The sequence below is a fragment of the Streptomyces sp. x-19 genome (assembly GCF_046549115.1).
Taxonomy (GTDB): domain Bacteria; phylum Actinomycetota; class Actinomycetes; order Streptomycetales; family Streptomycetaceae; genus Streptomyces; species Streptomyces albulus_C.
In genome coordinates, this window is the sequence record NZ_JAJPWK010000002.1 from 579,230 (window position 1) to 598,739 (window position 19,510).

Consider the following 19,510-nt stretch of genomic DNA (forward strand, 5'->3'; position numbering starts at 1 on the left):
GCCGCCCGTCGGTTGACGGCCCCCTACCCGGCGAGTTTAGGGCGTGACGGGTCCTGAGCGGCCGTGGCCATCGGATCGCTCCCGTCGAGCGTGCCCCGGGCGCCGTAGGGCCGGCAGCGGACGAACGCCGCCTCGTGGTGGAACGGCTCGGTGCGGTGTTCCCGGACGGTCTCCCTGTGCTGTGGGTGTGCGGTGCCGTACGCGTAGCGGCTCATCGCGGAGACGGTCCGCCATATCGAGAACGTGGCGACGAACCGGGGAGGTCTGGCCAGCGCGACGGCGGTGAGCATCGAGGGATCGGCCGCGGCCCGCCCGGCGGCGCGGGAGTTGGCCCGCAAGAACGGGACCGCGCGGCGCAGCCGCAGCGAGCCGAGGGTGAGCACGGCGACCGGTCCGTCCTCGTCGCCGAGCGCGGCGTCCGGGTCGGTCTCGACCGGCAGCGGACCCCACGCGCCCAGGACCCGCACCGGCCGCAGCCGCACCCGCCAGCCACCCGCCAGCCGCCTGGCCAGGGCGTCTTCGGCGAGGAAGCGGTCCAGGGCGGCGTCGTCGTCCCATGAGGCGAGCAGCGCGGCCCGATTTGGGTGCACGGAGGGCGGGCCGGCGGCGAGGGCGCCGGTGAGGGCGGTGGTGGCGAACCGCAGGCCGGGGACCGCGCCCGGCCGCGGAGGCCGACCGAGGGCGGTGCGGGCGGCGCGCACGCCGAGGTCGGCGATGTGCACGGAAACGATCATGTTGGACCCCCGTCCGTCCCGACGCGTGACCAGCCAGCAAGTTACTCACGCGTATACCATGTGGTACACGACTGAGTATGCCGCATGGTGGAGACAATTGCGAGGGGGACGCCACGGCGCAATGCGCCGGATTCCCGCACGCGGGCGGGGCCGCGCCTGACGCGCCCGGCACCACCGAGGCGGTGGTTGCGCCAGGGGCCGCAGCAGCCGGTGGGCCGCCCGAGAACGACGAGAAGCACGCCACCCCAGAGAGCCACGAGGACGCCCGATGAACGAGATCGACCGCAGCCGCGCCGCCCGCGCGGAGGCCAGGACGCGCATCGAGGACGCGGCGGCCCGGCTGTTCGCGGAGCGCGGCTTCGCGGGCACCACCATCGGGGAGATCGCCGCCGAGGCCGGCCTGAGCAAGCCGATGCTCTACCGCCACTTCGACTCCAAGCAGGAGCTGCACCTCGTCCTGTTGGAACGGCACCGCGACGAGCTGGCCGCCGCACCGCTGCGCGAACTGCTGCACGGCGAAGGAGCTCTGCACGCCCGGATGGAGGCCATGTACGACGCCTGGTTCGGCCATGTGCAGACCCACCCGTACACCTGGCGGATGATGTTCCACGACACCACCGGCGACCCCGAGGTGCAGGCGTTCCACCGCGAACTCCAGCGCCGGCAACGGGAGACGGACATGGCCCTGCTGCGCGAGGTGGCGCCCGACATCCCCGAGCCCGAACTGGAGCCCCTGGGCGAGGCGATCCGCAGCTCGCTCTACGGCCTCGCGTTGTGGTGGCTGGAGCGCCCCGACACCCCGCGCGCGGTTCTGGTCGCCGCGATGTCCCGCCTCACGCGCGGCCTGCTCCCGGAAGGGGCCGGACGGCAGTAGACGACACGCGGGGGCGCCCCGCCGGCCCGTCCACCCGTACGTCCCCCGTGGTCATTTCGCGTCCGCGTAGCACTCCACCACCGCCGTGGTGAACGGGAACCGCACCGGTGTCGGGCCGAAGGCGAGCCGGCCCGCGGTGGCGGCCGCCGTCGCGACGGCCTCGGCGACCGTGCCGGCCTCCTCCGCCGGGCAGTGCACGATCACCTCGTCGTGCTGGAAGAAGACCAGCTCGGCGCGGAGGCCGGCGCGGGCCATCGCGTGGCGCAGTGCGGCCAGCACCAGCAGGGCCCAGTCGGCGCCGCTGCCCTGCACCACGAAGTTGCGGGTGAAGCGGCCGCGGGCGCGCGCCGCCGAGGTACCGCCGAAGCCGGCGGGCCGTTCCTCCTCCTGGGGCAGGCCCGCCTCGTCGGGCGGTGCCACCGAGGCGGGCGGGCAGGTGCGGCCCAACCAGGTGCGCACCAGCCGGCCCTCCTCGCCGGCCCGGGCCGCGTCGTCGACGTACGCCACCGCGGCGGGGTAGCGACGGCGCAGATCGGCCATGTGCTTCAGACCGTCTCCCGAGGTCTGGCCGTACATGGCGCCCAGCAGGGCGAGTTTGGCGCGGTCGCGGTCGCCGCCGAAGGCGCGGGCCGCCAGGTCGGCGTAGAGGTCCGCGCCGCTGCCGGCGACCTCCATCAGGCCCTGGTCGCGGGAGACCGCGGCCAGCACCCGCGGTTCCATCTGGGCGGCGTCGGCCACCACCAGGCGCCACCCCGGGTCGGCCCGCACCGCTTGCCGGATCACCTTGGGGATCTGCAGCGCGCCGCCGCCGTTGGTGGTCCAGCGGCCGGTGACCGTGCCTCCGGGGAGGTACTCGGGGCGGAACCGGCCTTCGTGCACCCACTGTTGGAGCCAGGACCAGCCGTGGGCGGTGTACAGGCGGTAGAGCGACTTGTACGCCAACAACGGTGCCACCGCGGGGTGGTCGACCTGTTGCAGCTCCCACTTGCGGGTCGAGGAGAGCGCGATCCCGGCGCGGGCGAAGGCCCGGATGATGTCGTTGGGCAGATCGGGGCGGACCCGCGCGCCCGCCCCGAAGGCCCGCGACACCTCGTCGGCCAGCTCCGCCATGCGCCGCGGTTCCACCCCACCCGGGAAACGCTCGCCCAGCAGCCCGTCCAACACCGCGCGGTGCACGTCCGCCCGCCAGGGAATGCCAGTCCGGGACAATTCCGCGGCGACCAGCATGCCCGCCGACTCGGACGCCAGCAGCAACCGCATGCGGTCCGGGTGCTCGGCCCGCTCCGTACGGGCGAGTTGGCCGGCGTAGACCTCCAGCAGGGCGGTGAACTCGTCGGTGTCGGGCGGCAGCGGCACCGGCCCCGGCTCGAACAGGGACGGTTGGGTCTCGGCGGTGCGCAGGGGCGCGTCGGCCGGCACCGGCAGGCCGTGCAACCGGGCCCAGGCGGCAGCCAGCGAGTGGGGCTGGCCCGACTGCCCCTCCTCGTGACCGATCAGCAGCGCCTCGGCGGCCTCGACGTCGTAGCACCGCTCGCCCCGCACCCCGGCCGCCAACAGGCGGCGGTAGGTCTCGGCAGTGGACCGCCACACCCACCGCTCGACCTCAGGGCGGGACCGCACCGCTCCGGCGAGCGAGGACTCCCGCACCACCGGGCCGGCGGGCCGCCCGTCCTGAGTGAGCGGGCAGAGACGAACACCCCCGTCGCCCGTCTCTGCAACCGCCCATCTCATGCCCCGAGTCTTGCACCAGGGTCTGACAATGCCCCTGACCAGCACCTTCACGCCGGCACGGGTTCCGGCGCCACAGTGCCCCGGCGCGACGGCGGCGCCAATCACCGGTGCGCGACCGACGCCGTGTGACGATGGCGCGAGTGAGGAACGACGGACCGGGCGGCGTGTCGCCGGGACGGGAGCTCCGCACGAATTCACCACGGAAAGCACATCTGCCCCGTACGGCACTTACCACGAACTATCACCCGTTTGGGCCGCTACTTTTGCCCGGTTTGTTGCGTTGAACTGCTTGTCGCTCCAGGCGGCGCGCACAGAAACCTGAATGCTGCTCAGTAAAGAGGTTCACCGTGAAGTTTGTCTCCAAGGCCGTTGTCCTGTCCGCCGCCGCGGGCATTGCCGTCGTCGGAGGCGCTGGCATGGCCAGTGCCCACGGGCACGGCGATGGCGCCCACGCCAAGGGTGCCGCCGTGGGTTCGCCCGGCGTGCTCTCCGGCAACCTCATCCAGGTGCCGATCCACGTCCCGGTCAACGTGTGCGGCAACACCGTCGACGTCATCGGCGCGCTCAACCCGGCGTTCGGCAACCGCTGCATCAACAAGTGATCACCATCGGGTGATTGAGGCCCGCCCCGCTCCGGGGCGGGCCTTTTTCGTGCCGAATTCGCCTACGAAGCAGACGACTTGCCGACCGATACCGCCAAGCGGACTGTCGACGCCCTGCGTTGACGCACGGACGCAGTGATATGGGTCTACGGATTGCGTGGCATTCGGGTGAATCCGCGAAACCGCACCCCGCGAGGCGAGTTGACCAGTGCGCTCCCGATACGGGCGCTCCGCTTCCAGAAGGGTAAACAGTGATCAAGAAGGTCCTGGCCACGACGGCAGTAGCCGCTTCCATGGTCGGCGTCGCGGCGGCCGTCGCCCCGCAGGCGATGGCGGTCGGTGATCGCCACGGCACCTCCACGGTCAACGGCAACCGTTCCGAGGCCGTCTTCGGCAACTCCACCACGCACGGCCGGATGAGCCCGCAGATGGAATTCGTCCAGGGGTCGTTGAACAAGCTCTGCGTGGGACTGCCGCTCAAGGGGGACGTCGGCTCGCTGTTCGGGGGCATTCCGGTCTCGGTCCAGGACGTCAACGTGCTGTCGTCACCGCAGAACCAGCAGTGCGTCGAGAACTCCACCCAGGCCAAGGGCGACGAGGCGCTGTCGCACATCCTGTCCGACATCCCGGCCCTGTCGGCCAACGGCATCGGCAACCGCTGAGTCGGTCGACTCCGGTCGTAGGTCCGGGTGCCGGTCCTCGTGTTCCTTGAGGGCCCCCGGGCCTGCGGCGCGTTCGAGGAGGTGCCGGGACGAAAATGCCCGGCGCCTTCCCGGTCGGAATTCGCATTCAGCGAGCGCTTCGCCCGTTGGAATTTCCGTGTTGTTTTTTCTTTATATGAATGGGTGCGCCACAAAAACTTTGCGACATTCGGGCGATTTCTCCGAAAACCCCCCTTCGGGAGTTTCGCGAGGCGCGGGAAATCGTTACCAATATCGGCAGCGGAGTTACGGGCGAGCAGATTCACGCCCGTGCGACACGACGGTCGTGTGTGCTACGGATCCCGCTGCAGGAAGGGCTGAAAGTGAAGTACGCAAAGGTCGCAGCAGTCACCGCAGGCACGCTCATGGTGGTGGGCGCTGCCGCGCCGGCATTCGCCGACGCGCACGCCAAGGGCGGCGCCAAGCGTTCTCCGGGCGTCATCTCCGGGAACGTCATCCAGGTTCCGGTCCACATCCCGGTCAACGTGTGCGGAAACACGGCCAGCTTCATCGGGATCCTGAACCCGGCCTTCGGCAACCGCTGCGTCAACGTCTGATCGGCACAGTTCCCAGCCGCGTCGTTGTGGCCGGCCCCGGCTCGCCTTTGTTGCGGCCGGGGCCGACGGTTTTCCGGTCCTTCGCCTTTGTGTTCCAGGCGGCCCCGAAAGCATTCGCGAGTGCGTCCGGAGAATCGGAACGTCACAGTTTCTCGGTGCGCCGGCCCTCGTTAGGCAGAGGGAATGCGGTGGTTCGAGCAGTGAAGTGACTGCTCACGCGGCACTGGTGCCGTGGATTCTTCGAGCACCGCACCAGAAGGGACAGTGGAAAGTGAAGTACGCGAAGTCTGCTGCAACTGTTGCCGGCTCCGTCATGGCGCTGGGTGCGGCGGTGCCCGCTTTCGCTGCCGATGCCGGTTCGCCGAACATGGCCTCGCCGCACATGAGTCTCAACGGCGGGTTGGCGGATGCGCTGAGCCAGCAGCACGTGGACGGTCGCCAGGTCAAGCCGCTGGTCGACACCGTCCGGGGGGCGGAGAAGACCGCCAAGCACCCCAAGCAGATCGTTGGTGGCGCCACGGGGGCCACCAAGGAACTTCCGCTGCTCGGTGGTCTGCCGTTCGGCAAGTGACGGTTCGGCGAACCGCGATGTGACTGCCCCCGGGGATCGTCCGGGGAATTCGGTGCGGCCGTGTGAAGTCTCAGCCGTCGGATCGGCACTGTGTGCGTCAATGAGTTTTCGAGGTTGCGCCCGATCCGGATGGTGAATCACGGCTGCAAAAATTGGGACGGGATGCCTGGTCGGCAAGAGGTGATCCGGATAATAAGCTCATTTGAGTGAATGAGCACAACTAAATGTGCCCTTCTGAGTTGGTCAGATCGCCCGGCTCAAGGGCATCCCGAAACACGAAGGATCAACAATGATCAAGAAGGCTCTGGCGACCGCAGCCGCGGCTGCTTCCATTGTTGGGGTAGCCGCAGCCGCCGCCCCCCAGGCGATGGCCACTGGTAACCAGCACGGCACGTCGTCTGTCAACGGCAATGGTTCGAAGCAGTTCTTCGGAAACTCGACCACTTACGGCTACATGAGCCCGCAGATCGGCCTGATCCAGGGTTCGCTCAACAAGCCCTGCATCGGCCTGCCCGCCAAGGCGAACCTCGGTTCGCTGGCCGGCGTGGTTCCGGTCTCGGTCCAGGACATCAACGTCCTGTCGTCGCCGCAGAACCAGCAGTGCACCGAGAACTCCACCCAGGCCAAGGGCGACGAGCCGCTGTCGCACATCCTGGACGACATCCCGGTCCTCTCCGCGAACGGCGTCCACAACCGCTGATCGGGTGAGCACCGCCCGGGCCGCTCAGATATCGCATCTGAGCGGCCCGGGTTTTTCTTTGTCGCCCCGGCGATTTTGGGATTGTTATTCGCTCGTGACCGCCGAGGGTTCGGTGGGCTCGTTATGGGAGTGTGTGGAGGGATGCATGCCAATGCCCTCGCGAGATTGATGGGGTTGCCGGGGCATTGGCATGCCGGCCGAAAATGGGTACGCGGCCCGGGAGATTCCGTTGTGATTTCCCGGGCCTGTGGTGCGCGCGGTAGGACTTTTGGGGAGTCCGATCACCATCTGTTCGGGTGACGGTGCGGAACTCGGGCGGCCGCGGTGTGTTGTTGAAACAGGGCTCCCGTGCCGGGGGTTCCTTCTCTTGAAGGGTTTAGCGCGATGAAGAAGATGATGGCGACCGCGGCGATCGCGGCATCGCTCGTCGGGATTTCGGCCGCGGCGGCTCAGGAAGCCCTGGCGATCGGCGACCAGAACGGCACCAGCACCGTCAACGGCAACGGCACCAAGTCCGTGTACGGGAACTCCAAGACGCACGGCAAGCGCAGCACCCAACTCGGTCTCCTGCAGGGCAGCTTGAACGACCTTTGCGTCGGCCTGCCTGCCAAGGGGAACGTCGGCTCGCTGATCGGCGGAATTCCGGTCACCGTGCAGGACATCAACGTCCTGTCGTCGCCGCAGAACCAGCAGTGCGCGCGGAACTCCACCCAGGCCAAGGGCGACGAGGCGCTGTCGCACATCGTCGACGACATTCCGATCCTCTCGGGCAACGGGGTCAAGAACCGCTGACGGCCGTCGGCTTCGGCCGATTCACCGCTTGCGACACCGGGCGGCCAACGGGCGTGTGCGCCGTTGGCCGCCCGGTCGTGCAAGCGCCACGGGGACGCGGGCGGGGTGTCCGTGCGCGAGGACTGCGGAGTGAGGGGACATGGGACAGAGGCTGAGGGCGTGCCTGGTCGTCGCGGTGGCGACGGGCGTGCTGGGGGTGGGCGGAGGGCCGGTGTTCGCGGACGCCGGCGCGCGGGGAGGTGCCGCGGGCTCGTCCGGGGCGCCGACGCCGGTCGCTGCGTGCGGCAACCCGCTGGGCGGGCTCAGGGCGTTGCGGGTGGGTTCGGGGATCCGGTGCGGGAACGGGGCGAGGTCCTCGCGGCTGCCGTCGGCCGGGCGCCGGGCGGAGGGGCGCCGGGTCGGGTCGGTGCGGGGCGCGGCGGGGCCGGAAAGGCGTCGGGAGCGGCGACGGGTCGGAGTGTCCGAGGCGGCGGTTCGTCGGGGCTTGGGGGCGCGCGGTTACCAGGATCCCCGGGTGGGCGCGGTGGCGCGGGCCGGCAAGTCGGTGGGGGAGGCGCTGCTGGCATCCAGTGGGGCGCGGCGGCTGGGGCTGGTCGCCGGGGCCGGCGGCGGGCTGCTGCTCGGCGGGGTGGCGTTGCTGCAATGGGCCCGTGGTCGCCGGGGATGAGTCGTGTGGCGCCGCGGGGCGTGGCGGCCGGCCGAGCGGATGCGGCGGGCCGCTCGGCCAGGGCCGCCCGGCCGGGGCGACGCCGTGAGCGCCGGACGTCCCGACCGCGGCCGCCGTACCGCTGGTACCGGGCGGAGCTGCGGCTGGAGGCCGCCCGCGGGCACGACGGGTCGTGCGGATCAACGCGCGATGGCGACCGTCGGCACGGGGAGGTCCGCCCTTTCGCTCGTTGGTGGGATGCGGCGGAACGGGATGTTTGGGGAGAATGTGGAGGTAGGTAGTAAAACCGATTAAACGCAATTGGCTGAGGGGGATGTGGGGCATGCTCATCGCGTTGGCGCAGACGGACTGCGTACTCGGGGACGTGGCGGAGAACCTGCGGGTCGCCCGGGAGCAGATCGAGCAGGCGGCGGTCCAGGGTGCGGACCTCGTGGTGTTCCCCGAACTCAGCCTGCACGGTTACCACTTGGGGGCGCTCAAGCGGGACGCGTCCCTGGAGGCGGGCGATCCGCGGTTGCGGGAGCTGAGCACGCTGGGGCCGGCGGTGCTGGTCGGCTTCCACGAGCACACCAGTCTGCGGGCGTACAACACGTCCGCGTACTACGTGGACGGGGAGCTGGCGCACGCGCACCGCAAGCTCTACCTGCCGAACTACCTGGCCTGGGAGGAGCGCAAGCACGTCAGCCCGGGGCAGTCGCTGCGCTCGTACGAGCTGGCGAAGTCGCCGAGCGGGGGGCGGGGGGCGACGCTGGTGTGCAACGACGCCTGGCAGCCGGTGCTGCCGTGGTTGGCGGTGCAGGACGGTGCCGAGGTGCTGTTCGTGCCGACCAACAGCGCGGCGAGCCTGGATCCGGAGGCGATGGACACCGGGCTCTACTGGGACACGCTGCTGTCCTACACGGCGCGGATGCTCCAGTGCTGGGTGGTCTTCGTCAACCGGGTCGGCAACGAGCACGGGGCGTCGTTCTGGGGCGGCTCACGGGTGGTGGACCCGCGGGGCGCGGTGGTGGCGCAGGCGCCCAAGTGGGAGACGGCGCTGGTCACCGTGGAGATCGACCCGTCCGAGGCGCGGCGGCAGCGGCGGGCCGTACCGCTCGTCGCGGAGGCCCGCCTGGGGCTCATCGACCGCGAGGTGCGGCGACTGATCGACGAGGGCGGCGACCACTGACCTCGGCGGGGCGGGGCCGGGTCAGTTGCCGGCGGGCTGCTCCGTGCGGGCGGCCTCGGTGGGGCGCTCGTCCTTGAGGGCCTTGGCCTCCGACTTGAGGATGCGCATCGAGCGGCCGAGGCCGCGCGCCATGTCGGGGAGCTTCTTGGAGCCGAAGACCAGGACGAGGACGGCCAGGATCAAGAACAGGTGCCAGGGCTCCAGGGCGTTGCGCAGCACGGGCGCTCTCGCTTTCGTCGGGGCGGTGGGGGGTCTGCCCAGTATTACCCCAACGGCCCGGCTGCCCGGCCCCCGGGGGCGCGTTCGGGGCGGGCAGCCGGGTGTGGGGTCACCAGCTGGACTTGGTGACCCCCGGGAGGTGGCCCTTGTGGGCCTGGTCGCGGAGGTTGAGCCGGGAGAGGCCGAAGGCCCGGAAGTAGCCGCGCGGGCGGCCGTCTACGCCGTCGCGGTTGCGGACGCGGGTGGCGCTGGCGTCCCGCGGCTGACGGGACAGCTCCCGTCGGGCGGCGGTGCGCTCCTCGTCGGGGGCGCGCGGGTCGCGGATGACGGCCTTGAGGACGGCCCGGCGGGCCGCGTACCGGGCGACCGTGGCGCGCCGGCGCTCGTTCTTGGCGATCTTGCTCTTCTTGGCCATCAGACCTTCTCCCCGCGGGCGCGGATGCGGGCGACGGCCGCTTCGACGCCGATCGCGTCGACGGTCCTGATCGCCTTGGTGCTCAGGGTCAGCCGGACGTGGCGGCCCTCGCTCGCCAGCCAGTAGCGCTTGCGCTGGACGTTGGGGTCGAAGCGCCGCGGGGTGCGGCGGTGCGAGTGGGAGACGGACTTGCCGAAGCCCGGCTTGCGGCCGGTCAGCTGGCAGTGGGCGGACATGGTGCGGTCCCTCCGGTGGTCGGGCCCTGTGCGGGCTTATTGAAAATGGAAACCATTTGCGTATACTACCTGGCATGGCCCGCAACGACATACGCCCGGTCATCAAGCTCCGGTCCACCGCCGGCACCGGGTTCACCTACGTCACCCGCAAAAACCGCCGCAACGACCCCGACCGCCTGGAACTGCGCAAGTACGACCCCGTGGTCGGTCGGCACGTCACCTTCCGAGAGGAGCGCTGAGCGCGATGAAGCCCGGAATCCACCCCGCCTACGGGCCCGTCGTCTTCCGCGACCGGGCCGGGGACTTCGCCTTCCTGACCCGCTCGACCATGACCAGCGACAAGACGGTCGAGTGGGAGGACGGCAACACCTATCCCGTCATCGACGTCGAGATCTCCTCGGCGAGCCACCCCTTCTACACGGGCGCCGCCCGGGTGCTGGACACCGCCGGCCGCGTCGAGCGGTTCGAGCGCCGGTACGGCAAGCGCGGGGCCCGCTGATGGAGCGGCTGAGCGTGGCGCTGGTGGGCGGCCTGCACGCGGACGCCCGGCGGGCCGCCGTCGAGCGGCTGCTGCGGACCGTCCCCGGCAGCGTCGCCCTCCACCACGACCTGGCCGCCGCGGCCGACGGCACCGTGCGGCGCACGGTCCGCGACGCCGGCGGCACGCTGGACACCGGTGAGGCGCCGCTGGTCAACGACTGTGCTTGCTGTGCGCTGCGCGAGGACCTGGTGCCCGAACTGGAGCGGCTGGCCGCCGGCCGGACCTGCCGGCTGGCCATCGTCGAGCTGTGGGACTCGGTCGAGCCGAAGGCGATGGCCGAGGTGGTCGCCTCGTGCGGCAGCGCGAACCTGGCGCTGACCGGCGTGATCACGGCGGTCGACCCGGCGCTGCTGCTGCCCTACCTCAGCTGCGGCGACGACCTGGCCGAGGCCGGGCTGGCGGCCGCCGCCTCCGACCAGCGGACCGTCGCCGACACCTGGGCGCGGCAGTTGGAGTACGCCCCGGTGCTGGCCCTGGCCTGCGGGGAGGAGGCCGCGGACGACGCCGACCACGCGCTGCTGGCGCAACTGCACCCGATGGCGCGCCAGGTGGCCGTGGACTCCGTGGAGCTGGCGGCCGCCGCGCTGGCCGGCTTCGACGTGGAGGCCGCGGCGAGCCGACAGCACCCGGCCTGCGCGCTGCTGCCGCAGGAGGCCGAGGCGGCCGGCGTGGGCACGTTCGTCTGGCGCGGCGCCCGGCCCTTCCACCCGGAGCGGCTCTACGCGGCCCTGGAGGACCTGACGTGCGCGGCGGCCCGCAGCCGCGGCAGGTTCTGGCTGGCCGACCGGCCGGACACGCTGCTGTCCTGGGACGCCGCCGGCGGCGCGCTGTGCGTGGAGAACGCCGGGCCGTGGCTGGCCGCGCTGCCGGACGCCGCCTGGGAGCTGGTGCCGCCGGTGCGCCGGGCGGCCGCCGCGCTGGACTGGCATCCCGAGCACGGCGACCGGGGGCAGTACCTGACGTTCACCTCGCCCGGGCTGGACCGCTCGGGGCTGCGTGACCTGTTGGCGTCCTGCCTGCTCACCGACGCCGAGTACGCGGGCGGTCCGGCGGCCTGGAAGGGCCTGTCGCCCGCCTTCGACGTGCTGCTCGATCCGGTGTCGTGATGCCGGGCCCCCCTCGAACCGGCCGTTTACCCGCCCGGAACCAGTCCCTCCACCCCGAGAAGGAAACCCCGCCATGACCCGTCGCCACGACGCGCGCCGCACGGCCGTGCCCCGCCGCAACCCGCTGGACGCGGCCGGGATCACGTACGTCGACTACAAGGACACCGATCTGCTGCGGAAGTTCGTCTCGGACCGCGGCAAGATCCGCAGCCGTCGGGTCACCCGGGTCACCGCCCGGCAGCAGCGGCAGCTGTCTCGCGCGATCAAGAACGCCCGGGAGATGGCGCTGTTGCCGTACTCCTCGCGGTGACGCGGACCTCGCGGGGGCGGGGCTCCCGGCAGCCGGCGCCGCCCCTCGGGACCGGTAGGAGATTCCCTACGTTTGACGCGTAGGGAATCTCCTACTTATTTTGGGGGATGTGAACGCCACTCCTGCACCGCCGCTCCCCGTGCCGTCCGCAAACGCTCAGGACCGGGTCTTCGCGGCGCTCGCCAACGCCACCCGGCGCGAGCTGCTCCGCCTGCTGCGCGACGACGGGCCGCAACCGGTCCGGGCGCTGGCCGAGCACTTCGCGATGAGCCGGCCCAGCCTGTCCGAGCACCTGAAGGTGCTGCGCGAGGCGGGGCTGGTGAGCGAGCGGCGGGCCGGCCGGCAGCGGATCTACCGCCTGGAGGCCGCACCGCTGTGCGAGGTGCAGGACTGGCTCGGACCCTACGAGCGGTTCTGGCGCGCGAAGCTCGCGAGCCTGGGCGAGCTGCTCGACCGCATCCCCCACGAGAACCCCCACGCAATCCCCCGCGAAGAGGCGCAATGAACACCCACGGCATCCCGGTTCCCGACGACGACCCGGCGGACGCGACGACGCTCCGCGTCGACCACTTCCTGCCGCATCCTCCCGCGAAGGTCTGGCGGGCGCTGACCGAGCCGGAGCTGATCGCGCAGTGGATGATGCCCGGCGACTTCCGGCTGGAGGTCGGCCACCGCTACGCGATGCGGACCCTGCCCCGGCCGAACACCAACTTCTCCGGCGCGGTGGTCGCCGAGGTCGTCGCGTTCGAGGCGGAGCGGATGCTGCGGCTGCGTTGGCGGGACGCCGACGAGGGCCAGGGCAACCGCGCGGACTGGACGCTCACCTGGACCTTGGAACCCGAAGGGCGCGGCACGCGTCTCTTCCTCGTCCACGAGGGCTTCGACCCGGACGACCCGTACCAGGTGCAGGCGCACCGCATCATGGGGGGCGGCTGGCGGTCGATTGTGACGGACGCTTTGGGGAAGGTGCTCAACAAAATGTGACCGGCCCGGCACCCCCTGTCGTGCACGTGCATCTGCGCATGCATCCGCATGTGAACGCAGCTATGATCCCGGGCAGTTGACACCGTTTATCACCGAGTTCACCACCCGGGAGAGCCCTGTGCCCCACGCATACAACGGCATGGCCGCAACGGAGCTCCGCGACGTGGCCTGGCAGAAGAGCCGGCACAGCAATTCCCAGGGCTCCTGCGTGGAATTCGCGAAGCTGCCCGGGGGCGACATAGCGGTGCGCAACTCCCGTTTCCCCGACGGCCCGGCGCTGGTCTACACACCGGCCGAGGTCGAGGCGATGCTGTTGGGCATCAAGGACGGGGAGTTCGACCACCTGGTGCGCGACTGAGCGGACCGGCGGCGCCGACGCGGTCGCGGTCGGCGCGCACACGGAAGACGGGCGCCCGCGTCGTGCGGGCGCCCGTTTGCGCGAGGATGGACGGCGGAAGCGGTCAGCCGGTCGGCACGGACCGCACGGCGGCCCTCACGGCAGCCGGAAGAGGGCCCACACGATCTTGCCGTGCCGGCCCCCGGACAACCGGTGCCAGCCCCAGCTGTCGCTGAACGAGTCCACGAGGTAGAGCCCGCGGCCCGATTCGTCGGCGGAGTCCGCCTCGCCGGCCTCCGGAGAGGCGTCGCTGGGGTCGCGCACCGCGCAGACCAGCCGGGAGGACCAGCGCATCAGGTGGAGCCGGGCGGGCAGGGCACCGTCGGTGAAGTCCGCACCGAAACGGGGGTGCTCCGGGGCGGCGAGGACCGCGTGCCGCAGGGCGTTGGTGACGAGCTCGGAGACGACCAGGCCGACGCCGTCGAAGAGTTCCTCCAGGCCCCAGCCGACGAGCGTGTCACGGGTGAACTTGCGGGCGCCGCCGACCGATTCGTAACGGGGCGGGAGCGGGCAGGACGCGGAACCGGAGACGGCCAAGGGGTCGACGGGAGGAAAGCCCTGCCATAAAGGCTCGAAGTCGAGCATGGTCGAAACCTTGGTCCCCATGCGAGGCACTCCTGGCGTTCGCGGACGTCATGACCCAGGCCGGTCAGCCGGGGATCTGGCGGATCTTTCACGAGCGTGCATGCGTGCGATGCCCATGGTTCCCAATGCGTAGGGCAGATGCAAGGGCAGATGCACGTGCAGCTGACGCGATTGCGTAGGGCTGGATGTATAAGCGCCGTATTCTTCCTGTGATTTCTTGTGGAGGGCTTGCAGGGGCCGCACATATCAGTAACCACATGAGCACTGAACGAAGCCTGAACGTGGCAGACTGCGGCCCACTGTTGGACGGGGTGGGGTCACAGGAGGGTCAGAGAGGTGTCCGCAAGTGAGTCGGGCGGGTCGGTGGTGCGGCGGATCCTGCTCGGATCCCAGCTCCGTCGGCTGCGTGAGTCGCGCGGGATAACCCGTGAAGCGGCCGGCTACTCGATCCGTGCGTCCGAATCGAAGATCAGCCGCATGGAGTTGGGCAGGGTGAGCTTCAAGGCACGCGATGTCGCAGATCTCCTCACGCTCTACGGCGTGAGCGACGAGCAGGAGCGCGAGGCGCTGCTCTCACTGGCCAAGGAGGCGAACGTCGCGGGCTGGTGGCACAGTTACAGCGACGTGCTGCCCGGGTGGTTCCAGACGTACGTGGGCCTGGAAGGGGCCGCATCGCTCCTGCGCGTCTACGAAGTCCAGTTCGTCCACGGGCTGTTGCAGACCGAGGAGTACGCGCACGCCGTGGTCTCCCGCGGTATGCCGGACGCGTCGGCCGCCGACGTCCAGCGCCGGGTCGCGCTGCGCCAGGAGCGGCAGAAGCTGCTGCTGTCCGAACGGGCGCCGCAACTGCACTGCGTCCTCGACGAGGCCGCGCTGCGCCGCCCCTACGGTGGACGGGCGGTTATGCGGGGGCAGTTGAAGCACCTGATCGACATCTCCGAGCGTCCGAACGTGCGGCTCCAGGTGATGCCGTTCAACTTCGGCGGGCACGCGGGGGAGAGCGGTGCGTTCACCATGCTGCGCTTCCCGGAGTCCGACCTGTCCGACGTCGTCTATCTGGAGCAGCTGACCAGCGCCCTCTACGTGGACAAGCCGGAGGAGGTCGCGCTCTACGAGCGGGCGATGGAGCGGCTCCAGGAGGACAGCCCGAACCCGTCCGGCACCAGGGACCTGCTGCGTGGTCTACTCCAACTCACGTAACCCGGCAGTAGGATGACACTGGATCAGCCCCCCGCAGAGCAGTGCCGCACAGAGTAGGGATGCCATGTCCTTCTTCGCAGACCTGGCCTACCAGTTCATCGACGGTGAGTGGCGGGCCGGCAGTGGCTCGTGGGACATCATCGATTTCAACCCCTACGACCAGGAGAAGCTGGCGTCGATCACGGTCGCCGGCGCGGACCAGGTCGATGCGGCCTACCGCGCCGCCGAGCGGGCGCAGCGGGACTGGGCGCTGCGGAACCCCTACGAACGGCGGCAGGTCACCGAGCGGCTGCTACGGCTGATCGAGGAGCGCGAGGGCGAGATCATCGAGGCCCTCGTCCTCGAACTGGGCGGCACCCGCATCAAGGCGGAGTACGAGGTGCGGCTCGCCAAGGAGTTCGTCCGTGAGGCGATCCAGTTGGCGCTGCGGCCGCAGGGCCGGATACTGCCGTCGCCGGTGGACGGCAAGGAGAACCGCGTCTACACCCGGCCGGTCGGGGTCATCGGCGTGGTCAGCCCGTTCAACTTCCCGTTCCTGATCTCCATGAAGTCCGTGGCGCCGGCGCTGGCGCTGGGCAACGCGGTGGTCGTCAAGCCCAACCAGAACACCCCCATCACCGGCGGCGGCCTGATCGCCAAGCTGTTCCAGGACGCGGGGCTGCCGGACGGCCTGCTCAACGTGTTGATCACCGACATCGCGGAGATCGGGGACGCGCTGATCGAGCACCCGGTGCCCCGGGTCATCTCGTTCGCCGGCTCGGACAAGGTCGGCCGGCACGTGGCGTCGGTCAGCGCCGGGCACTTCAAGCGGGTGGTCCTCGAACTCAGCGGCAACAGCGCGCTGATCGTGATGGACGACGCCGACGTCGACTACGCGGTGGACGCCGCGGTCTTCAGCCGGTTCGTCTACCAGGGGCAGGTCTGCATGGCGGCCAACCGGGTGCTGCTGGACCGCGCGGTGGAGGCCGAGTTCACCGAGAAGTTCGTGGCCAAGGTGGCGGCGCTGCGGACCGGTGACCCGCGGGATCCGCGCACCCAGATCGGCCCGCTGATCAACACCTTCCAGGCGGACGCGCTGACCTCGCTCGTGGACCGGGCGATAGCCGAGGGCGCCACGGCGCTGCTGCGCGGCCGCACGGAGGGCAACCTCGTCGAGCCGAGCGTGCTGGCCGGGCTGCCCGCGGACTCCGCCCTGCACGGCCAGGAACTGTTCGGGCCGGTGGCGCTGCTGGTGCCGTTCGACGGCGAGGACGAGGCGGTGCGGATCGCCAACGACACCCCGTACGGACTCAGCGGAGCGGTGCACACCGCCAACGTGGAGCGCGGGGCGCGGATCGCCCAGCGGATCGAGACCGGGATGGTCCACGTCAACGACGGGACGGTGCACGACGAGCCGCAGGTGGCGTTCGGCGGCGAGAAGTTCTCCGGCATCGGACGGCTGAACGGCGAGTCCACGGTCGAGGCGTTCACGACGCAGAAGTGGGTGTCGATCCAGCACGGGCGGACGTCGTTCCCTCTCTGAGGACGGGGGATGCGACACGGCGCGCGAGCGGTCCGCGGGGATATAGGACGCTTGCTGTCCTAGGTGGTTCGTAGGGTCGGAGACATCGGGAAGCGGGCGGACGGTTCGGTGCCGGCCAGTGCGCGGTGCCGCACCCGCTGGCGTGACGAAAGGTGGAACCACCATGCCCACTCATGTTCTGGCCGAGGCCCACGGTGATGAGCGCGGAGCGCTGCTGGCCTTCTTGGAGGCGCAGCGCGGCGGGCTGCGCCGGGCCGTCCTGGGTCTGACCGACGCGCAGGCCAAGCAGCAGCCGAGCGCCAGCGAGCTGTCGCTGGGCGGGTTGGTCAAGCACGTCGCCGAGGTGGAGCAGCGCTGGCTGGAGTTCGCGCAGCAGCGGGAGCCCTCCGTTCCGCGCGATCAGAGCAGTTGGCACCTCGGGTTCCAGCTCCAGGACGGCGAGACCGTCGCGGGGACGCTGGAGTTCTGGGCGGGCGTCGCGGCCGAGACGGAGAAGTTCATCCGGTCGGTGCCCAGCCTCGACGACACCTTCCCGCTGCCGCCGGCCCCGTGGTTCCCCAAGGACGCCCGGCAGTCGATGCGGTGGCTGCTGCTGCACCTGATCGAGGAGACCGCACGGCACGCGGGCCATGCCGACATCGTCCGGGAGTCCCTGGACGGCAAGACGGCCTTCGTGCTGGTCGACGAGGAGCGCACGGCGCGAGAGGGGTAGCGGCCGGTCGCCGCGGCCGGCGGCCTAGGGTGGCGGCAGGGCGCGGACGGGACCGCGCGCCGGGACGGGAGTGGCGATGTCGGCGATCCGGCTGCTGGTGCTCGGCGCCGTGCGGCAGCACGGTCGGGCGCACGGCTACCAGGTCCGCAACGACCTGGAGTACTGGGGCGCGCACGAGTGGTCCAACGCCAAGCCCGGGTCGATCTACCACGCGCTCAAGCAGATGGCGAAGCAGCAACTGCTGCACGCCCACGACACCGCGCCGAGCACCGCGGGCGGCCCGCCGCGCACCGAGTACGAGCTGACCCCGGCGGGCGAGGAGGAGTACTTCCGGCTGCTGCGGGCGGCGCTGGTGCAGCGCGACCCGAAGACCGACCTGCTCAGCGCCGGCCTCGGCTTCCTCGTCGATCTGCCGCGGGCGGAGGCGGTGGCGCTGCTCAAGGAGCGGGTGCGGGCGCTCACGGAGTGGCGGACCACCGTCACGTCGTCCTACGCGCCCGAAGGCGGGGCCGGGGAACTCGGCCACATCGGCGAGATCATGCACATGTGGGTGCACGCGACGGACAGCGGCGTGGAGTGGACCCGCGGCCTGATCGCGCGGATCGAGGGCGGGGCGTACGTCTTCGCCGGCGAGGGCGCGCCGTTCGTGGGGGTGCTCGCGCCGGGGCAGCCGAACCCGTACGCGGTGCGGGACGACGCCGACGCCCAACAGCCGGGCACCGACTGACGGCCGGCGGGTCCCCGGGGCCCGCGGCGATCAGTGGTGGAAGGCGGTGGCGACGTTCTCCGAGCGGCCCAACGGGGCCGGCTGCCGCCGGAGTTCGGGGAGCAACTCCTCCAGGTCGGCCAGGAAGTTGTCGGCCAGGTCCAGGGAGAAACCGTTGCGGCAGACCACCCGCAGGACGGAGAGGTCCTGGCGGTTGGGCGGGAAGGTGTAGGCGGGGACCAGCCACCCGCGCTCCTTCAACCGCCGGGACACGTCGAAGACGTCGAAGGCCGTGACGTCGTCGGCGGTGGTGAAGGCGAAGACCGGCAGTTGGTCGCCGCGGGTGAGCAGCCGGAAGTCGCCCAGCGCACCGATCCGTTCGGCCATCGAGCGGGCCACGTCGCGGGTGACCTGCTGGACGGCGCGGTAGCCGTCCCGGCCCAGCCGCAGGAACGTGTAGTACTGGGCGGCGACCTGGGCGCCGGGGCGGGAGAAGTTGAGGGCGAAGGTGGGGAGGTCGCCGCCCAGGTAGTTGACGCGGAAGACCAGTTCCTCGGGGAGCGCCTCCTGGTTGCGCCAGAGCGCCCAGCCGACGCCCGGGTAGACCAGGCCGTACTTGTGGCCGGAGGTGTTGATCGAGGCGACCCGGGGGAGGCGGAAGTCCCACACTAGCTCGGGGTCGAGGAACGGCGCGACCATCGCGCCGGAGGCGCCGTCCACGTGGACGGGGACGTCCAGACCGGTGTGTTCCTGGAGCGCGTCGAGCGCCCCGCAGATCTCCGCCACCGGCTCGTAGGAGCCGTCGAAGGTCGAGCCGAGGACGGCGACGACGCCGATGGTGTTCTCGTCGCAGAGCGCGGCGGCGGAATCCGCGTCCAGGTGGAAGCGGTCGCCCTCCATGGGGACCTGGCGGGCCTCGACCTCCCAGAAGTTGCAGAACTTCTCCCAGCAGACCTGGACGTTGGCGCCCATGACGAGGTTCGGCCGGGCGGTGCCGGGATAGCGGTCCTGGTTGCGCCTGGCCCAGCGGCGCTTGAGAGCCATGCCGGCGAGCATGCACGCCTCGCTGGAGCCGGTGGTGGAGCAGCCCATGATGGCGCTCGGGTCGGGGGCGTGCCAGAGGTTGGCGAGCATCGCCACGCAGCGCCGCTCCAGTTCGGCGGTGCGCGGGTACTCGTCCTTGTCGATCATGTTCTTGTCGCGGCACTCCGACATCAGGACGGTGGCCTGCGGCTCCATCCACGTGGTGACGAAGGTGGCGAGGTTGAGCCGGGCGTTGCCGTCCAGCATCAGCTCGTCGTGGACGAACTGGTAGGCGTTGTGGGGGGAGATCGGGCCGTCGGGAAGGGCGTGCACCGGGGGAGAGGTGGCCATCCCGGCGACCGGGTCGGCCTCGCCGTAGAAGGGGTTGACCGGGTGCCGCCGGTGGTCGCGGGGGCGTTCGGCGTCGCCGTTGTGCAGGGGCATCTGCTGCGGCCTT

At 70.8% G+C, this 19,510-nt stretch carries 27 protein-coding genes; 20 read left to right on the forward strand and 7 right to left on the reverse strand.

The genetic code is table 11. The features are described 5' to 3' along the window. Window positions 1-23: 23 nt before the first annotated feature. Entirely contained in the window at window positions 24-734 is a 711-nt protein-coding gene (locus ACLJT4_RS07090) for a spheroidene monooxygenase (RefSeq protein WP_411121481.1), read from the reverse strand. Window positions 735-1,002: 268 nt separating this feature from the next. On the opposite strand from ACLJT4_RS07090, the gene ACLJT4_RS07095 reads away from it, so the two are divergent. Beyond that, window positions 1,003-1,608 carry a TetR/AcrR family transcriptional regulator gene (locus ACLJT4_RS07095; RefSeq protein WP_411121482.1) on the forward strand — a complete coding sequence of 202 codons (606 nt, stop codon included), beginning with the start codon at window positions 1,003-1,005 and terminating at the stop codon, window positions 1,606-1,608. A gap of 51 nt (window positions 1,609-1,659) precedes the next feature. Here the strand turns inward: ACLJT4_RS07095 and ACLJT4_RS07100 are convergent, their stop codons facing one another. After that, complete coding sequence (locus tag ACLJT4_RS07100) at window positions 1,660-3,339, reverse strand: bifunctional 3'-5' exonuclease/DNA polymerase (RefSeq protein ID WP_411121483.1); 1,680 nt, start codon at window positions 3,337-3,339, stop codon at window positions 1,660-1,662. Window positions 3,340-3,755: 416 nt separating this feature from the next. Between ACLJT4_RS07100 and ACLJT4_RS07105 the strand changes: the two genes are divergently transcribed. The 8 genes from ACLJT4_RS07105 (at window position 3,756) to ACLJT4_RS07140 (ending at window position 9,097) form a co-directional block, all read left to right on the forward strand. Beyond that, window positions 3,756-3,941, forward strand: coding sequence for a chaplin (locus ACLJT4_RS07105; protein ID WP_411121697.1), 186 nt, complete (start codon window positions 3,756-3,758; stop codon window positions 3,939-3,941). A 251-nt stretch (window positions 3,942-4,192) separates the two neighbouring features. Beyond that, window positions 4,193-4,603: a rodlin gene (locus ACLJT4_RS07110; RefSeq protein ID WP_016574569.1), complete on the forward strand. Its 411-nt coding sequence runs from the start codon at window positions 4,193-4,195 to the stop codon at window positions 4,601-4,603. A 362-nt stretch (window positions 4,604-4,965) separates the two neighbouring features. Next, the gene (locus tag ACLJT4_RS07115; protein WP_233661861.1) at window positions 4,966-5,199 is read left to right on the forward strand and encodes a chaplin; all 234 of its coding nucleotides are present in this window, start codon (window positions 4,966-4,968) and stop codon (window positions 5,197-5,199) included. A 271-nt stretch (window positions 5,200-5,470) separates the two neighbouring features. Continuing rightward, a complete protein-coding gene (locus tag ACLJT4_RS07120; protein ID WP_233661843.1) occupies window positions 5,471-5,770 on the forward strand; it encodes a hypothetical protein in 300 nt (99 codons plus the stop codon). A 289-nt stretch (window positions 5,771-6,059) separates the two neighbouring features. Then, the gene (locus ACLJT4_RS07125; RefSeq protein ID WP_037633824.1) at window positions 6,060-6,470 is read left to right on the forward strand and encodes a rodlin; all 411 of its coding nucleotides are present in this window, start codon (window positions 6,060-6,062) and stop codon (window positions 6,468-6,470) included. A gap of 384 nt (window positions 6,471-6,854) precedes the next feature. Then, entirely contained in the window at window positions 6,855-7,262 is a 408-nt protein-coding gene (locus ACLJT4_RS07130; RefSeq protein ID WP_233661844.1) for a rodlin, read from the forward strand. Window positions 7,263-7,746: 484 nt separating this feature from the next. Beyond that, complete coding sequence (locus ACLJT4_RS07135) at window positions 7,747-7,929, forward strand: hypothetical protein (protein WP_411121484.1); 183 nt, start codon at window positions 7,747-7,749, stop codon at window positions 7,927-7,929. Window positions 7,930-8,251: 322 nt separating this feature from the next. Next, entirely contained in the window at window positions 8,252-9,097 is an 846-nt protein-coding gene (locus tag ACLJT4_RS07140) for a nitrilase-related carbon-nitrogen hydrolase (RefSeq protein WP_038526205.1), read from the forward strand. Window positions 9,098-9,118: 21 nt separating this feature from the next. On the opposite strand, the gene tatA is transcribed toward ACLJT4_RS07140, so the two are convergent. The 3 genes from tatA to rpmB form a co-directional block, all read right to left on the reverse strand. Continuing rightward, entirely contained in the window at window positions 9,119-9,316 is a 198-nt protein-coding gene (tatA, locus tag ACLJT4_RS07145) for a Sec-independent protein translocase subunit TatA (RefSeq protein ID WP_016573097.1), read from the reverse strand. Window positions 9,317-9,425: 109 nt separating this feature from the next. Continuing rightward, window positions 9,426-9,731: a 30S ribosomal protein S14 gene (rpsN, locus tag ACLJT4_RS07150; protein WP_233661848.1), complete on the reverse strand. Its 306-nt coding sequence runs from the start codon at window positions 9,729-9,731 to the stop codon at window positions 9,426-9,428. After that, window positions 9,731-9,967, reverse strand: coding sequence for a 50S ribosomal protein L28 (rpmB, locus tag ACLJT4_RS07155; protein WP_016573099.1), 237 nt, complete (start codon window positions 9,965-9,967; stop codon window positions 9,731-9,733). The genes rpsN and rpmB overlap by 1 nt, the downstream gene beginning before the upstream one ends. Window positions 9,968-10,041: 74 nt before the next feature. Here rpmB and rpmG point away from each other — a divergent pair, with 74 nt between their 5' ends. The 7 genes from rpmG (at window position 10,042) to ACLJT4_RS07190 (ending at window position 13,266) form a co-directional block, all read left to right on the forward strand. After that, on the forward strand, window positions 10,042-10,206 hold the full coding sequence (gene rpmG / locus ACLJT4_RS07160; protein ID WP_016573100.1) for a 50S ribosomal protein L33: 165 nt from the start codon (window positions 10,042-10,044) through the stop codon (window positions 10,204-10,206). Between the two features lie 5 nt (window positions 10,207-10,211). Beyond that, window positions 10,212-10,466: a type B 50S ribosomal protein L31 gene (locus ACLJT4_RS07165; protein ID WP_016573101.1), complete on the forward strand. Its 255-nt coding sequence runs from the start codon at window positions 10,212-10,214 to the stop codon at window positions 10,464-10,466. Further along, on the forward strand, window positions 10,466-11,614 hold the full coding sequence (locus tag ACLJT4_RS07170) for a CobW family GTP-binding protein (RefSeq protein WP_411121485.1): 1,149 nt from the start codon (window positions 10,466-10,468) through the stop codon (window positions 11,612-11,614). Before ACLJT4_RS07165 ends, ACLJT4_RS07170 begins: the two co-directional genes overlap by 1 nt. A 73-nt stretch (window positions 11,615-11,687) precedes the next feature. Beyond that, window positions 11,688-11,924 carry a 30S ribosomal protein S18 gene (gene rpsR, locus ACLJT4_RS07175; protein WP_016573103.1) on the forward strand — a complete coding sequence of 79 codons (237 nt, stop codon included), beginning with the start codon at window positions 11,688-11,690 and terminating at the stop codon, window positions 11,922-11,924. Between the two features lie 109 nt (window positions 11,925-12,033). Continuing rightward, entirely contained in the window at window positions 12,034-12,429 is a 396-nt protein-coding gene (locus ACLJT4_RS07180; RefSeq protein WP_411121486.1) for an ArsR/SmtB family transcription factor, read from the forward strand. Further along, on the forward strand, window positions 12,426-12,908 hold the full coding sequence (locus ACLJT4_RS07185; RefSeq protein ID WP_411121487.1) for an SRPBCC family protein: 483 nt from the start codon (window positions 12,426-12,428) through the stop codon (window positions 12,906-12,908). Before ACLJT4_RS07180 ends, ACLJT4_RS07185 begins: the two co-directional genes overlap by 4 nt. Before the next feature lie 118 nt (window positions 12,909-13,026). Continuing rightward, complete coding sequence (locus ACLJT4_RS07190) at window positions 13,027-13,266, forward strand: DUF397 domain-containing protein (protein WP_411121488.1); 240 nt, start codon at window positions 13,027-13,029, stop codon at window positions 13,264-13,266. A 135-nt stretch (window positions 13,267-13,401) separates the two neighbouring features. Here the strand turns inward: ACLJT4_RS07190 and ACLJT4_RS07195 are convergent, their stop codons facing one another. After that, window positions 13,402-13,911 (reverse strand): ATP-binding protein, encoded by a 510-nt coding sequence (locus ACLJT4_RS07195; protein WP_411121489.1) that lies wholly within the window; start codon window positions 13,909-13,911, stop codon window positions 13,402-13,404. Between the two features lie 315 nt (window positions 13,912-14,226). Between ACLJT4_RS07195 and ACLJT4_RS07200 the strand changes: the two genes are divergently transcribed. The 4 genes from ACLJT4_RS07200 (at window position 14,227) to ACLJT4_RS07215 (ending at window position 18,051) form a co-directional block, all read left to right on the forward strand. Further along, window positions 14,227-15,090: a helix-turn-helix domain-containing protein gene (locus tag ACLJT4_RS07200; RefSeq protein ID WP_411121490.1), complete on the forward strand. Its 864-nt coding sequence runs from the start codon at window positions 14,227-14,229 to the stop codon at window positions 15,088-15,090. Window positions 15,091-15,154: 64 nt separating this feature from the next. Then, entirely contained in the window at window positions 15,155-16,612 is a 1,458-nt protein-coding gene (locus ACLJT4_RS07205) for an aldehyde dehydrogenase family protein (RefSeq protein ID WP_411121491.1), read from the forward strand. A gap of 163 nt (window positions 16,613-16,775) precedes the next feature. Next, on the forward strand, window positions 16,776-17,324 hold the full coding sequence (locus ACLJT4_RS07210; RefSeq protein WP_055583462.1) for a DinB family protein: 549 nt from the start codon (window positions 16,776-16,778) through the stop codon (window positions 17,322-17,324). A gap of 76 nt (window positions 17,325-17,400) precedes the next feature. After that, window positions 17,401-18,051 (forward strand): PadR family transcriptional regulator, encoded by a 651-nt coding sequence (locus tag ACLJT4_RS07215; protein WP_411121492.1) that lies wholly within the window; start codon window positions 17,401-17,403, stop codon window positions 18,049-18,051. A 30-nt stretch (window positions 18,052-18,081) separates the two neighbouring features. On the opposite strand, the gene ACLJT4_RS07220 is transcribed toward ACLJT4_RS07215, so the two are convergent. Then, complete coding sequence (locus ACLJT4_RS07220) at window positions 18,082-19,497, reverse strand: glutamate decarboxylase (RefSeq protein ID WP_411121493.1); 1,416 nt, start codon at window positions 19,495-19,497, stop codon at window positions 18,082-18,084. Between the last annotated feature and the right edge of the window lie 13 nt (window positions 19,498-19,510).

Excerpts from the sequence above, each read along its gene's own strand:
- ACLJT4_RS07090 (WP_411121481.1), bottom strand. The coding sequence starts at position 734 with ATGATCGTTTCCGTGCACATCGCCGACCTCGGCGTGCGCGCCGCCCGC.
- ACLJT4_RS07095 (WP_411121482.1), top strand. The coding sequence starts at position 1,003 with ATGAACGAGATCGACCGCAGCCGCGCCGCCCGCGCGGAGGCCAGGACG.
- ACLJT4_RS07100 (WP_411121483.1), bottom strand. The coding sequence starts at position 3,339 with ATGAGATGGGCGGTTGCAGAGACGGGCGACGGGGGTGTTCGTCTCTGC.
- ACLJT4_RS07105 (WP_411121697.1), top strand. The coding sequence starts at position 3,756 with ATGGCCAGTGCCCACGGGCACGGCGATGGCGCCCACGCCAAGGGTGCC.
- ACLJT4_RS07125 (WP_037633824.1), top strand. The coding sequence starts at position 6,060 with ATGATCAAGAAGGCTCTGGCGACCGCAGCCGCGGCTGCTTCCATTGTT.
- ACLJT4_RS07130 (WP_233661844.1), top strand. The coding sequence starts at position 6,855 with ATGAAGAAGATGATGGCGACCGCGGCGATCGCGGCATCGCTCGTCGGG.
- ACLJT4_RS07140 (WP_038526205.1), top strand. The coding sequence starts at position 8,252 with ATGCTCATCGCGTTGGCGCAGACGGACTGCGTACTCGGGGACGTGGCG.
- rpsN (WP_233661848.1), bottom strand. The coding sequence starts at position 9,731 with ATGGCCAAGAAGAGCAAGATCGCCAAGAACGAGCGCCGGCGCGCCACG.
- rpmB (WP_016573099.1), bottom strand. The coding sequence starts at position 9,967 with ATGTCCGCCCACTGCCAGCTGACCGGCCGCAAGCCGGGCTTCGGCAAG.
- rpmG (WP_016573100.1), top strand. The coding sequence starts at position 10,042 with ATGGCCCGCAACGACATACGCCCGGTCATCAAGCTCCGGTCCACCGCC.
- ACLJT4_RS07165 (WP_016573101.1), top strand. The coding sequence starts at position 10,212 with ATGAAGCCCGGAATCCACCCCGCCTACGGGCCCGTCGTCTTCCGCGAC.
- ACLJT4_RS07170 (WP_411121485.1), top strand. The coding sequence starts at position 10,466 with ATGGAGCGGCTGAGCGTGGCGCTGGTGGGCGGCCTGCACGCGGACGCC.
- rpsR (WP_016573103.1), top strand. The coding sequence starts at position 11,688 with ATGACCCGTCGCCACGACGCGCGCCGCACGGCCGTGCCCCGCCGCAAC.
- ACLJT4_RS07185 (WP_411121487.1), top strand. The coding sequence starts at position 12,426 with ATGAACACCCACGGCATCCCGGTTCCCGACGACGACCCGGCGGACGCG.
- ACLJT4_RS07195 (WP_411121489.1), bottom strand. The coding sequence starts at position 13,911 with ATGGGGACCAAGGTTTCGACCATGCTCGACTTCGAGCCTTTATGGCAG.
- ACLJT4_RS07205 (WP_411121491.1), top strand. The coding sequence starts at position 15,155 with ATGTCCTTCTTCGCAGACCTGGCCTACCAGTTCATCGACGGTGAGTGG.
- ACLJT4_RS07210 (WP_055583462.1), top strand. The coding sequence starts at position 16,776 with ATGCCCACTCATGTTCTGGCCGAGGCCCACGGTGATGAGCGCGGAGCG.
- ACLJT4_RS07215 (WP_411121492.1), top strand. The coding sequence starts at position 17,401 with ATGTCGGCGATCCGGCTGCTGGTGCTCGGCGCCGTGCGGCAGCACGGT.
- ACLJT4_RS07220 (WP_411121493.1), bottom strand. The coding sequence starts at position 19,497 with ATGCCCCTGCACAACGGCGACGCCGAACGCCCCCGCGACCACCGGCGG.